Annotated in this window: 10 protein-coding genes; 7 read left to right on the forward strand and 3 right to left on the reverse strand. The window is 39.4% G+C overall.

The features are described from left to right. Window positions 1-229: 229 nt before the first annotated feature. Window positions 230-682, forward strand: a complete 453-nt coding sequence (locus tag ACINWC743_RS23125; RefSeq protein WP_009587255.1) for a hypothetical protein — start codon at window positions 230-232, stop codon at window positions 680-682. 28 nt (window positions 683-710) lie between these two features. Further along, the gene (locus ACINWC743_RS23130; protein ID WP_009587227.1) at window positions 711-1,244 is read left to right on the forward strand and encodes a hypothetical protein; all 534 of its coding nucleotides are present in this window, start codon (window positions 711-713) and stop codon (window positions 1,242-1,244) included. A 272-nt stretch (window positions 1,245-1,516) separates the two neighbouring features. On the opposite strand, the gene ACINWC743_RS23135 is transcribed toward ACINWC743_RS23130, so the two are convergent. Together ACINWC743_RS23135 and ACINWC743_RS23140 are read right to left on the reverse strand one after the other, a co-directional pair. After that, a complete protein-coding gene (locus tag ACINWC743_RS23135) occupies window positions 1,517-1,909 on the reverse strand; it encodes a hypothetical protein (protein WP_009587242.1) in 393 nt (130 codons plus the stop codon). Then, complete coding sequence (locus tag ACINWC743_RS23140) at window positions 1,890-3,242, reverse strand: MFS transporter (RefSeq protein ID WP_009587247.1); 1,353 nt, start codon at window positions 3,240-3,242, stop codon at window positions 1,890-1,892. Before ACINWC743_RS23140 ends, ACINWC743_RS23135 begins: the two co-directional genes overlap by 20 nt. Window positions 3,243-3,342: 100 nt before the next feature. On the opposite strand from ACINWC743_RS23140, the gene ACINWC743_RS23145 reads away from it, so the two are divergent. Next, on the forward strand, window positions 3,343-4,236 hold the full coding sequence (locus ACINWC743_RS23145; protein ID WP_009587266.1) for a LysR family transcriptional regulator: 894 nt from the start codon (window positions 3,343-3,345) through the stop codon (window positions 4,234-4,236). Between the two features lie 174 nt (window positions 4,237-4,410). Here ACINWC743_RS23145 and ACINWC743_RS23150 read toward each other — a convergent pair whose 3' ends face one another. Further along, window positions 4,411-5,640, reverse strand: coding sequence for an MFS transporter (locus ACINWC743_RS23150; protein ID WP_009587267.1), 1,230 nt, complete (start codon window positions 5,638-5,640; stop codon window positions 4,411-4,413). A gap of 147 nt (window positions 5,641-5,787) precedes the next feature. On the opposite strand from ACINWC743_RS23150, the gene ACINWC743_RS23155 reads away from it, so the two are divergent. The 4 genes from ACINWC743_RS23155 to ACINWC743_RS23170 all read left to right on the forward strand — a co-directional run bounded on the left by ACINWC743_RS23155 (window position 5,788) and on the right by ACINWC743_RS23170 (window position 13,219). Continuing rightward, complete coding sequence (locus tag ACINWC743_RS23155) at window positions 5,788-6,573, forward strand: AraC family transcriptional regulator (protein ID WP_005029722.1); 786 nt, start codon at window positions 5,788-5,790, stop codon at window positions 6,571-6,573. Between the two features lie 831 nt (window positions 6,574-7,404). Beyond that, window positions 7,405-8,589: an efflux RND transporter periplasmic adaptor subunit gene (locus ACINWC743_RS23160; protein WP_004831261.1), complete on the forward strand. Its 1,185-nt coding sequence runs from the start codon at window positions 7,405-7,407 to the stop codon at window positions 8,587-8,589. Continuing rightward, window positions 8,589-11,759 (forward strand): efflux RND transporter permease subunit, encoded by a 3,171-nt coding sequence (locus tag ACINWC743_RS23165; protein ID WP_004831260.1) that lies wholly within the window; start codon window positions 8,589-8,591, stop codon window positions 11,757-11,759. Before ACINWC743_RS23160 ends, ACINWC743_RS23165 begins: the two co-directional genes overlap by 1 nt. Continuing rightward, complete coding sequence (locus ACINWC743_RS23170; protein ID WP_005029717.1) at window positions 11,759-13,219, forward strand: efflux transporter outer membrane subunit; 1,461 nt, start codon at window positions 11,759-11,761, stop codon at window positions 13,217-13,219. Before ACINWC743_RS23165 ends, ACINWC743_RS23170 begins: the two co-directional genes overlap by 1 nt. The last annotated feature ends 66 nt before the right edge of the window (window positions 13,220-13,285 follow it).

The following is a 13,285-nucleotide window of genomic DNA, read 5'->3' on the forward strand; positions in this document are numbered from 1 at the left end:
ATTCAATTTTTTAAGTTATGTATTTAACAGTTTCACATAATTTTAAAGATTAGATGCTCAATAATCTCAACATGATGAGTTTTGTTCGGATTTATACATTTAGATGATTGGAATTGGGCTGAATGATTCAGAAAACATCGCATCAAAAAAATGGAACAATGCTTTAGATAACTTCATGATAGATCAGCTACTTGTGCTGAAAATAAATCACTTGTTCAAGGACAACAGGATGAAAATCAAAAAAATTTTACTGGCAGCTATTTTAAGCTTTCCGCTGATCGCACACGCAGAAGGTCTAAAGTTAAAGAATAGTACAGGTGAGTTTGATCAATACACAGGACAAATCACGGTCAGTGGCGAATATTCATATTATTTTGAAGATGAAGTTTTAGGGGATGTGGTTTGTTTTCATCCTTATACACCTTCGGATAAATTGATTCCACGGACTTCGAACGATCAGCGTTCACGATGGTTCTGTTTTACCCAGTCTAGTCAAGCCATCAATGCGTTTAAAATTAATAAAAAGTCTAAACAAGGTTATGAGGGTTACACGGGGCATGCCACGGTGACTGTTGGTGATTATGCCGTATATAGGGGTGAGAGTGAGGGGTTTGATACTGCAAAACTGATCTCTGTCAAGAAAGCAGAAGCACCAAAACTTGTGAAAAAGTCAGGTTATTAAACAATACAATCTAGATAAAGGATCAATGATGAAAACGATTAAATTTTTAATTGCAGGCATGTTAACTATCCCACTATTTGCTGAGGCAAAAACCTTACAACAATGGGAACAATGTGCGGATAAGGCTGGTCGCAGTGTCAATGTGCAGGAAGTTGGCAATATTGGTTATGAGGCTGAAATCAAAAGGCAGTGTGGTACACGCCCAGTCGCCACTGTCGGTATGGCGAAACCAGATGGAAAACTACCTTATGATGTGATTCAGGCAGAACCTTGGAAAAAGAAGTTTCAACAACTGACAGGCAAAGAATACACCAAGGTTAAAACGTCTCTAGTGGTATCAAGCGCAATGAAACGTGAGGGTGATTGGCTAATTGGTAGCGGTTATGATCCTAAAGGGGCAGGCGCGAGCAAAGCTGTGATCGCCGTCAATACCAAAACAGGAAAAGTTATGGCTTTGATGAGCTCTTATGATGGTGTGCAATATTTTGGTTTTGATGAAAACACAAAAAATATACCTCGCAAATTACAACAATGGATCAGTGAAGAAGTGGCGGCAGGTTAATTTGCTATTCACCATAGAAGGGTTTTAACCGATTGATTTGAGCCGATGTGAACGATTCATGATTTTAGCGGAAAAATCCTCAGAATAGTTCCACTAAAATCCTCAAAACATTTTTTAGATTGAGCCAATCTATGGGAATTTGGGTGAAGCAACAAAGCATTAGATTCGTTGTTTCACCTAAAGTCTTTAATCTATACCATGAATGTTGTTGTAGAGCTCAGTTACTCAAATCTTAGATATAAGCCTATATCGAATTAAAGATACGATTAGATTTATTGAACAAGTGTTTCGTGTAGATATTGCCAATAGCATTTTCCAGATTCAACTCTGATACAAGCAGTTGAGATTCTTAACTGCGTATGATCTGAAGTCAGCTGATGCTCCTGATATTGAATCCAATAATGGTTTTGAGCTTCAAATAAAGGAATAACATTTGAAATAGTAATTTTAAATGCGGATTTTTTACCGATATTTTCACGAAATAAAGAGCTGATTTCTGCCAAAGAAATACAATGCCCCTGAATTGTGATCATTTTAAAATTTTGATCAAAACTCGACAAAAGCTTTTTTAAGCTGTCTTGTGCATTGGGATTGGTAAATACATCTTCAATCCAAATATGTAGATCTACAATATTTTTTAAAGCTTCATTGATTTGTTGATTCATGCGGCTTCTCCTTCCAAACAAAAATTAAAGTGATTGCGCACAAAAGTGCTGCGATGAGAAAAGTATATTGGTAATGCATTAAGCTATTTGAGATGGGTAAAACACTAAAGATAGAAAGAAGAACGACAGTACCTATGCTAAAAGCCACTTGGCGATTGATGTTCCACAGCACACTTCCTTGTAATAAATCTTGCCCTTTAAAATCTTGTAATGAAATGATTTGGGCGATATTGGCACTTAGTCCACCCCCCATACCCATCAGCAAATATGCAAAAAATAATAGAATTAAATCAGTCGCATGGCTTACCCAAAATAACAGCCCTATGCCTAAGCTATGCAGGGTGATTCCGATAACAAACAACATTTTTTTACCAAAGCGATGATAGAGAAACCCACCACTTGTCATGCAGACGAGTGCACCTGTTGCATAGAGCAACATAAACAATCCTGTTTGTTTGGCATTAAAACCAAGATTAAATTGCAAATTAAAGATATTGAGTAAATTCACGCCAGTAAAAATGCCAGGTACTGCATAATAGACAATAAATGCTGTCCGTAAATTACAATTCTTTAATAATTGCAGATTGAGAATGGGAGCATGACAGTGCGCTGAATGCCGCAAATAAACAATAAGCATCAAGACTGAAATTGCGAAGCTTGTGATCGCAAAGAAAATATGATGTAGATCTGTATAGAATGAAAATGACAACAATAGACATAAAAGTCCGATATTGATGAGAATCATGCCTTTAAAATCAGGGTGTTGATCGGACTGACGTTGCTCATCTCTTACCCAGTACCAAGCTAGGCATGCGGTCAGTAATGAAAATGGGAGGTTTGAAAAAAATACCCAGCGCCAAGAGAACGTATCTACAATGATTCCCCCTAGTGTTGGGGAAAACGCAGGAGCAATTAAAGCAATCGCCATAATCAGGGTTGAGATACGTTGCCGTTCATGATTAGGGAATAAGCCAAATACCAATGCCTGACCAACAGGAATCAATAATCCACCTGAAACTCCTTGGATGAAACGCCAAAAAATTAAACTGTAAATGGAAGTGCTAAAACCAATGAAGCAAATACTGAACGAAAACATTAACATTGAAAAACAGAGTAGTTTTCGGTATCCCATTAGGCTTGAAAGCCACAAACTGATTGGCATGATCAAGACTAAACCAAGAATATAGGCATTGCTGATCCAAGCGGTTATAGATGGATTGACTGAAAAGAAAGCTGCAATACTGGGTAAAGCGATTGCTGACATAAAAATATTGATGCAATCAATAAAGAACCCAAGTAAAAATACTGTTGCTACTTTATAACGGTAAGACATAGCGACCTCCAAGATGAGGAAGCGTACGATGCTGACCTTTTATTGTCGATGCAGACGAAGTAAAATCATTGTTTAATAATCTCAAACAATGAGTGATTTCATGCAGAAGAATCTCAAACAAATTACCAGTTTTTTACAGGTGGTAGATTCAGGATCATTTACCAAGGCTGCTGAGATTTTGGGATTAAGTCGTTCTATGGTCAGTATTGATATTAAACATTTGGAGCGGTCGTTAGATGCAAGTTTGTTAATCCGCAATACTCGCAATATTGCTTTAACTGAAATCGGTAAAAATTTTTATGATGATTTCAAACAAATTCAATTACAGATTAATGAAGCTTTTGAACGTAGCCAAAATTTAGCAACCAATGTAACAGGTGTTTTGAGATTTTCTTCGACCAATGAGTTTGGGCAAAAATATATTTTGCCGCTATTGGGAAAGTTTTGCCAACAGTATCCTAAGCTGCAACTGCAATATACCTTTAACTCTTCTTTGGATGATTTGGTGACTAAAAAACTTGATTTGGTTATTCGATTGGGAAACTTAAAAGATTCATCATTGAAATCTCGAAAAATTGGTCAATACCCAATTTATTTAGTTGCTACAGCTGAATTTCTAGCACATCATCCAATCAATCAGATTGCAGATTTAGCTCATGTGCCTTGGATTGGTCATAGTTTATTGAATTGGCAAGACGCTCAATTTATTTTGCAAAATCGCCATGGGGAAAAATACACTTTGCCTTTTGTTCGAAACCAATATGAATCTAATTCAGCTGAAGCGATCCATCAGATGGCATTGGCTTCTATGGGCGTTGCAATTTGCCCAGCGTGGTTGGTTGAAGATGATTTGCAACAAAAGCGATTGATTCGTTTATTGCCTGATTTTGATTTGCCTGTACAAAATATTCAATTGCTCTATTCAAATACCCGTTCTTTACCCGCCAAGACACGTATTTTTATCGATTTTTTAATTGAACATTTGTCGCTGTGATCAGCAAAGTAAACCAATATTTTATAGCATGCAGATTGTAAGTTTGGAACTAAGTTAGCCTTAGTTTTGATAAGTATGAAAAAATGCAAAGAAGCAACTTGAGTTTTATGATGAAAGGGTAATTTTTTAGAAAAGATCAGTAAAGACATTGCTTTACTGATCATGAGATTTACTTTATTTCTGTTGTGTATTTGGCAGTAAAGCAGTCATAAATCCTAATAAAGGAAGAAATGAGCATAATTTATAGACCCAGACAATTCCATGTGTGTCTGCTAAATGCCCCAGTCCCGCGGCACCTACACCACCAATTCCGAACATCAAACCAAACATTAAACCTGCAATCATGCCGACACGCCCTGGAACGGCTTCCTGTGCATATACCACCAAAGCCGAAAAAGCAGAGGACATCACCAAGCCAATAATTACGGTGAGTATCGCTGTTCCTGTTAAACCCACATAAGGAAGCATAAGCGCAAAAGGGGCAACACCTAAAAATGAAACCCAGACCACAGCTTTTCTTCCGATTCGATCACCAACAGGACCTCCAACAAATGTTCCAAGTGCGACCGCACCGAGAAAAATAAACAAATACAGTTGAGAGGTTTGAATGGAAACATTAAAGCGTTCGATCAAATAGAAAGTAAAATAATTGGTAATGGCCGCAATATAAATAAATTTGGCAAACATCAAAACACAAATCACCGACATCGCTTGAATGACTTGGTGGCGGGTAAGTTTGGAGGTTTTTTGTTGACTTGCAACACCTTGTACTGGTGCTTGTTGAAGCAACCATTTGGTCACACGTAACAACACAAAGATCGCTAAAGCAGCAACAACAACAAAAAGTCCAATGGCTCCTTGACCATTGGGGATGATTACGGCTGCTGCCACTAATGGACCTAATGCTGATCCTGTGTTGCCCCCCACTTGAAACATCGATTGTGCTGTACCAAAACGACCACCTGAAGCAGTACGAGCAATACGTGAGGCTTCAGGGTGAAATGTTGATGAACCAACACCAATCAGCGCTGCTGCGATCAATAAGCTTTGAAAGTTGCTGGCGATAGCAATTAAACCGATTCCGACTAAGGTGACTCCCATACCTGCTGGCAATAAATACGGTTTTGGATGTTTGTCGGTATATAAGCCAATCCAAGGTTGTAATAACGATGCAGTAATTTGATAAACCAAAGCAATCCAGCCGATTTGCGCAAAACTGAGCGAAAACTCTGCCTTTAACATTGGGTAGCTTGCTGTAACGACGGCTTGAATAGAATCATTCAATAAATGGGCAATCGCGATAGCACCGACAACACGCAATACAAATTTTTGTGGGTAATCATCTGACGGAATTTTTTCTTGGGAAATTGGAGTTTCGACAACGGTATTGCTATGACTTGGCATGATTTCTCCGACAAGCTCTCTATGCTTGCAGCACTCGGTAAAAGGCTTTGTTTCTGAGTGTTTTTATCCTAAACTGAAGCTTCACTGACCCACAATCATATTTGGGACATAAACTATCGAGTTCGGGTCATTTTTAAGAGAAAAATCATGCGAAATATTCGGGTGAGTGATGTTGAGGATACAGCGCGTATTGTTATGGCAACAGGGAATGATTACCCAGACGGCACAATATTACCCAGTCATAGCCATAAAAGAGGGCAATGCTTATATGCTATTACGGGGGTATTAACGGTCAATACAGATCTTGGAAGTTGGGTTGTTCCTCCCCGTCGTGCATTATGGATTCCCAATGGTATACAGCACGAAGTCCATATGCGTGGCATCACCAAAACTCGCAGTGCCTATATTGTTCCAGAAGTGGCTAAGAAAGCAGGGTTGTTAGAATACTGTGCGGTCATTAATGTTTCTCCCTTACTGCATGAACTTTTATCTGCGGCAATAGATATTCCTGTGGAATATGAACTGGATGGCAGAGATGATTACTTAATGCAATTAATGATTAAAGAAATTGCGATGATGCCTGAATTACCGCTCAATGCACCTTTGCCTCAAGAAGCAAGGTTGAGCGCATTATGTTTAGAGATTTTAAAAGCACCCAGTTTAGATAAAGATCTTGATCAAATTGCAAAACAAGTCGGGATGAGTCGACGCCATTTCACTCGAATCTTTAGACTACAAACAGGAATGAGTTTTAGCCATTGGCGACAACAGGCATGTTTATTGAATGCATTAATGCGTATGGAGTTGGGTCAACCCATTACCCATGTTGCAATGGAGTTAGGCTATAGCAGCAGTAGTGCTTTTACCGCCGCATTTAAACGCTCATTAGGTCTTGCTCCCAGCTTTTATTTACAGGGAAAAAATTCTGAGTAAATCAAAGCACGACAGCATATTCATATCGGTTGAGTTGAGACTGGATTTCCATCATTTAATATATCATCAAACCACCTGATTACTCATACATGCGCTTTGATATCAAACATTTATATGCAATGAACTTTATGCTTTTTATACAAGTTTTTAAAGACTTGGATGATTTCATTTGTTTTGCACTTTTGAATCATAGATCACCTTTCTATCCTGAGACGACATGGAAGTCGCCATGCTGAGCGGGGGATATAAGCAAAAACAAAGCACTGCTTTGTTTGTAGCGCAAGAATGTGGTTAAATAAAAATGAGTTAAGTAAAACGAGTCTTCGCCTACAGAAATGGATTTAAACTTTAGAAAAGCAAGGCTATAAAAGCTTTGTATCATCAAACAATATTTTCATCACATTAATTTTATTATTCAAAAAAATTCGATTTTGCTGTACGTGTTTTTCAGCAGATTGACCATAGGTGGATGATGCAAATTTGATTTACACTTTAAATATAAAACAAGGTATTACGCACTTGATCTTGATCTACGTATTATGATGCGATATTCAAAGTTTCATAGTCAAAAAACTTTATAATTTTAGAAATCAGCCAAAACTTAATTTGTAAGAACTCTTTTTTTAAAGTTTTAATTTCGTATTAGAAAAAAATACATATGTGAATTTTAAAGTTTTTCAGCATTATTTCTTTATTATTTTTCCTTATCAAATCATTAAATATTGCTAAATAATCCTATTGACTTTCCAGTAATGGGAAGCTTTAACCTGACCGCTATCGCTACAACAACGTTTTGAATACACCGTAGCATCTCAGGAAATGGGGCATAATATGAAAGCTAAAATGATCGTAGTCTCTATTGCAGTCGCTGCTGTGATCTCAGGGGGGCTCATTTATAATGCACAAAACCAACAAAGTAAAACTCAAGCACAGGCAGCAACCGCAGCACCAGCACCTACAGTTCCAGTCGCAGAAGTGATTACACATGAACTTAGACCCACTGCTGAATATACGGGGTATTTGTCTGCTCCCCAAAGCGTTGAGTTACGTTCTCGTATCGGTGGTGTAATTGAAAGGGTCAGTGTGCCAGAAGGAAGTTATGTCCAAAAAGGTCAGACACTTTTTAAAATTGATCCTGAACCTTTTCAATTGGCATTGGACATTGCTCAAGCACGATTAAAGGCGATTGATGTCCAATATAAACAAGCCATTGCAGACTTTAATCGTGCCAATCAATTGCTTGCCAGTGGCGCGGTTTCTAAAAAAATATACGATGACGCTCTAGCCACAAAAAACAATCGTCAGGCTCAAGTGCAAGAAGCACATACGGCTGTAGATGAAGCAAAACTTAACTTGTCTTATACCAATATCAAAGCGCCCATATCAGGGCGTGTTGATCGCGTTTTAGTGACTGCTGGTAATTTAATCACGGGTGGCAATACCAGTAATACGACTTTGTTGACCAGCATTGTTTCCGTAAACCCTTTGTACGTATATTTTGATTTGGATGAAGCCACCTTATTAAAGTTAAAAGAGCAGAACAAACAGGGATTGCTTAATTTACCCATCGCTATGGGATTAGCCAATACCGAAAATCATCCTTATCTCGGTCAATTAAATTTTATCAGTAACCAAGTAGACCAGCGCACAGGAACAATTCGTGTCAGAGCTTCAGTAGAAAACAAACAAGGTGAATTAAGCTCTGGAATGTTTGCACGTATTCAGTTAACAACAGGTGCAAATTATCCAGCGATTTTAATAGATGATCAGGCAGTCGGTTCAGATCAGGATAAAAATTATGTCTTGATACTCGGTGCTGGAAATAAAGTTGAATATCGACCTGTCAAATTGGGTGCAATGTTTAATGGGCTTCGCATTATCGATCAAGGTTTGAAATCTGGTGAAAAAATCATTCTCAAAGGTTTGGTTGGACCTGGAATGCAAGTAAACCCCAATATCGTTCCTATGCAAGACAATACACAACAAGCTAAAGTTGCGAATCAGGGAGAAAAATAATGAAAAATTTCCCTCACTTTTTTGTAGATAGACCAATATTTGCAATCGTCATTTCTGTATTGATGTTGATTGTCGGAACTTTGGCATTATTTAAACTTCCGCTCAGTGAATATCCTCCGGTTACGCCGCCTACAGTCCAAGTTTCAACGAGTTTTCCAGGTGCAAATCCACAAGTGATTGCAGAAACTGTTTCTTCACCATTGGAACAGGAAATTAATGGTGTTGAGAACATGCTGTATATGAATTCTCAAACCGCTACAGATGGTCGAATGGTGCTGACCGTAACATTCAAGCAAGGAACTGATCCCAATCTGGCAGAAATTCAGGTACAAAATAGGGTATCAAGAGCCTTACCTCGACTACCTCCTGAAGTGCAACGAATTGGAGTAATCACGCAAAAGGTTTCTCCTGATATCTTGATGGTGGTCCATCTTCAATCGAAAAATAAATATCATGACTACCTCTATGTTTCAAATTACGCAAATTTAAATGTACGTGATGAGCTTTCACGTTTGCCTGGCGTGGGAAGTGTCGTGGCTTGGGGGGGAGAATATGCAATGCGGGTTTGGATTGACCCTAAAAAAATTGCATATCGTGGTTTAACAGCAAATGATGTGGTCAAAACGATTCGGGAACAAAACGTTCAGGTGGCAGCCGGTTCTGTCGGACAGCAACCGCATGCTTCAGCAGCATTTCAGCTTACCGTGAATACCTTGGGGCGTTTGACAACACCTGAGCAGTTTGGCGAGATTATCCTAAAAACAGGTGAGAATGGTCAGGTTACTTATCTAAAAGATGTCGCACGCATTGAAATGGGTGCAGATGCATATTCTTTACGAAGCCTATTAGATGGTAAACCTGCGGTGGCTTTACAGATCTTTCAAAGCCCAGGGGCAAACGCCTTGGATGTATCCACTGCGGTTCATCGCAGTATGGAAAAAATGCAAAAGAATTTTCCACAAGGCATGGAATATAAAATTGCCTATGATCCAACAATTTTTGTCCGTGCGTCTCTAAAATCTGTAATCATCACGCTTTTAGAAGCGATTGCCTTAGTTGTAATCGTGGTTATCGTGTTCCTACAAACATGGCGTGCTTCAATCATTCCATTGGTAGCAGTCCCTGTCTCACTGGTAGGTACTTTCGCATTAATGCATTATTTTGGCTTTACATTGAACACACTCACCCTATTTGGTTTGGTGTTGTCCATCGGTATTGTGGTCGATGATGCGATTGTGGTTGTGGAAAATGTAGAACGGCATATTGTCGGGGGCGAAGCACCTAAAGAAGCTGCCCGCAAGGCAATGACTGAAGTCACGGGACCGATTTTGGCAATTACTGCAGTTTTATCAGCAGTGTTTATTCCTTCTGCATTTTTAACAGGCTTACAAGGTGAGTTTTATCGACAATTTGCCTTAACGATTGCAATTTCAACCATTTTATCTGCGATTAACTCGTTGACGCTTTCTCCAGCGTTGGCAGGAATACTGCTCAAACCTCATGGTGATACAACAAAACGCGATCGTTTATCACGATTGATCGAGTTTTTATTTGGATGGTTCTTTAAGCGATTTAACCGTTTCTTTGATAAAGCATCAGATGGCTATGTTTGGTCTGTACGCAAGGGTGTGCGTATGAGTGCAATTATTCTGTTTCTTTATGCAGGATTTTTAGCGCTAACTTGGCTAGGTTTTAATAAGGTTCCAAACGGTTTTGTCCCTGCGCAAGATAAATATTACTTGGTCGGGATTGCACAGCTTCCAACAGGGGCATCACTTGATCGAACTGAAGCTGTGGTGAAAAAAATGACCCAGATTGCTTTAGATGAACCTGGTGTTGAAAGTGTCGTTGCATTCCCCGGATTATCGGTGAATGGACCTGTCAATATTCCCAATTCAGCGCTCATGTTTGCCATGTTAGACCCGTTTGAACAACGACAAGATCCTTCTTTGTCTGCTAATGCCATTGCAGGCAAATTAATGGGTAAATTTAGCCAAATTCCTGACGGATTTGTCGGTATATTCCCACCACCACCTGTACCGGGTTTAGGTTCTACAGGCGGATTTAAGTTACAAATTGAAGATCGATCAGGACATGGTTTTAATGCATTGGCTCAGGTTCAAGCACAAATTATGGCAAAAGCTGCGCAAGCACCTGAATTGGTAGGCATGTTGGCAAGTTTCCAAGCAAATGCTCCACAACTTGAAGTCGATATTGATCGAGTCAAAGCCAAGTCACAAGGTGTGGCTTTAAATGAAATCTTTGAAACTTTACAAGTCAATATGGGGTCGATCTATGTCAATGATTTCAATCGCTTTGGGCGCACTTATAAAGTGATTGTACAGGCAGATGCACCATTCCGTATGCAATCTCAAGATCTTGAACAGCTTAAAGTCAGAAATAGTGCTGGTGAGATGATTCCGCTTTCAACTTTTGTCAATATTACCCGAAGCTCAGGACCAGACCGTGTGATGCACTATAACAGTTTTCGCTCCGCAGACATTAGTGGTAGCCCTGCGCCAGGATATTCTTCAGGTCAGGCAGCAGATGCAATTGAAAAAATTGTTAAGGAAACACTTCCGCAAGGCATGACATATGAGTGGACAGATTTGACCTATCAAGAAAAAATGGCAGGCAATACGGCGCTCTACATTTTCCCTCTAACCGTGATTTTAGCCTTTTTGATCTTGGCGGCTCAGTACAATAGTTGGTCTATGCCGTTTGCAGTACTTCTTATTGCACCTATGGCGCTATTGTCTGCAATAGTTGGTGTGTGGTTGTCTGGCAGTGACAATAATATTTTTACGCAAATTGGCTTCGTTGTGTTGGTAGGATTGGCTGCAAAAAATGCGATCTTGATTGTTGAGTTTGCCCGAACCAAAGAAGAGGAGGGATTAGATCCACTCGACGCTGTTTTGGAAGCGGCACGCTTACGATTACGTCCTATTTTAATGACCTCGATTGCCTTTATCGCGGGCGTTATCCCACTTGTTTTAGCCACAGGTGCAGGTGCGGAAATGCGTCATGCAATGGGAATCGCCGTATTTTCTGGAATGCTTGGGGTCACTATATTCGGTTTATTATTTACCCCAGTGTTTTATGTCGTCATTCGGAAATTTATTTTAGCGCGTGAACAAAAGGCACGTTTAGCGAATGAGGAGAAATTGTAATGAGCAAGTTTCATATACAACAGCAATATTTACGTTATCGATTTATACCTCATCAGCAGTTGGTTGTTACTTTTTTAATCGTGCTGATTTCTGGTTGTTCTTTTGCTCCTAAATATGAACGTCCAAATGTGGATATTGCGTTGCAATATCCACAAGGAGATGCATATCCAAAAACATATACACATCCGAAGAATGCTGAGAATGTTCTAGATATCGGCTGGCGGGCTTTTTTTAAGGATCCATTACTACAGCAACTGATTGAACATGCATTGGCGAACAATCATGATCTGAAGATAGCTGCGCTAAATGTTGCTGCACTTGAAGCACAATATCGTATTCGACGTGCAGACTTGTTTCCACATTTAAGCACCAATGCTGATGCAACAGTTCAAAAGCTTCCGTCAGATATTGCCTATAATCGTCGTATATATCAATTGGGGTTAAGTTCAGTGGCATGGGAACTTGATCTGTGGGGACGACTAAGAAATTTAAATGAACAGGCATTACAAAATTATCTAGCCTCAGACGAAACACGAACTGCGGTACACATGAGTTTAGTTTCGGCAGTTGCACGTGCATATATGACCTTACAGGCAAACCACGAACAATTGAGTTTGACACGTGCAACAGTTCAGGCACAGCAACAATCCTATGAGCTGACCAAGGCTTTGGTTAAAAATGGTCAAGCCACACAATTTGATTTAAGTTTGGCTGAAATGTCCTTACGTGCGGCACAATTTGATCAGTCAAAAATGGTGAGATTGGTTGCACAAGATCGCAATGCTTTAATTTTATTGATGGGCACGCCTTTGTCTCAATCAATAGCGTTAGAACTTGACCAAGCTAAAGATTTATCAGACCGCAAATTGCTTTCGCAGATCTCCGCAGGCTTACCTTCTGATTTATTGATGAGACGTCCAGATATTAGAGCGGCTGAACATATGCTTTTAGGTGCCAATGCCAATATTGGTGTGGCACGTGCTGCATTTTTCCCTTCTATTCAGTTAACTGGTTCAGTCGGTATTGCGAGTTCTAGTTTAAGTGATCTGTTTGATTCAGGAACAGGTATGTGGAATTTTATTCCTAAGATTAGCTTACCTATTTTTCATGCTGGTGCGAATAGAGCCAATTTAAATCATGCTCAAGTGTTAAAAAGAATCGAAATAGTGAATTATAACAAAGCTATTCAAACTGCATTTCGTGAAGTCTCGGATCATCTTGCAGGGCAAGCCACACTGGATGAGCAAATTAAAACACAGCAGCAAAGTGTGAATGCCAGTGAGAAAGCATATCAATTGGCAAAGCTGAGATTTAAAGCAGGTCAAGATAATTACTTTGTCGTTTTAGATTTAGAGCGTACCTTATATGCTGCCCAGCAGCAGTTAATCCAAACGCGTTTGGAACAATTGAACAATGAAATCCAGCTATATAAAGCGCTTGGCGGGGGATGGATTAGATAGTAAGGAAAAGTAACGCTGCGTACTTCAGCAATTTGACTCAACATCATGATTATTCAAGAAGTATGC

The sequence above is a fragment of the Acinetobacter sp. WC-743 genome (assembly GCF_000335555.1).
Taxonomy (GTDB): domain Bacteria; phylum Pseudomonadota; class Gammaproteobacteria; order Pseudomonadales; family Moraxellaceae; genus Acinetobacter; species Acinetobacter bereziniae.

Coding starts and splice junctions, on each gene's coding strand:
- ACINWC743_RS23125 (WP_009587255.1), top strand. CDS start 230: ATGAAAATCAAAAAAATTTTACTGGCAGCTATTTTAAGCTTTCCGCTG.
- ACINWC743_RS23140 (WP_009587247.1), bottom strand. CDS start 3,242: ATGTCTTACCGTTATAAAGTAGCAACAGTATTTTTACTTGGGTTCTTT.
- ACINWC743_RS23165 (WP_004831260.1), top strand. CDS start 8,589: ATGAAAAATTTCCCTCACTTTTTTGTAGATAGACCAATATTTGCAATC.
- ACINWC743_RS23155 (WP_005029722.1), top strand. CDS start 5,788: ATGCGAAATATTCGGGTGAGTGATGTTGAGGATACAGCGCGTATTGTT.
- ACINWC743_RS23170 (WP_005029717.1), top strand. CDS start 11,759: ATGAGCAAGTTTCATATACAACAGCAATATTTACGTTATCGATTTATA.
- ACINWC743_RS23160 (WP_004831261.1), top strand. CDS start 7,405: ATGAAAGCTAAAATGATCGTAGTCTCTATTGCAGTCGCTGCTGTGATC.
- ACINWC743_RS23150 (WP_009587267.1), bottom strand. CDS start 5,640: ATGCCAAGTCATAGCAATACCGTTGTCGAAACTCCAATTTCCCAAGAA.
- ACINWC743_RS23145 (WP_009587266.1), top strand. CDS start 3,343: ATGCAGAAGAATCTCAAACAAATTACCAGTTTTTTACAGGTGGTAGAT.
- ACINWC743_RS23130 (WP_009587227.1), top strand. CDS start 711: ATGAAAACGATTAAATTTTTAATTGCAGGCATGTTAACTATCCCACTA.
- ACINWC743_RS23135 (WP_009587242.1), bottom strand. CDS start 1,909: ATGAATCAACAAATCAATGAAGCTTTAAAAAATATTGTAGATCTACAT.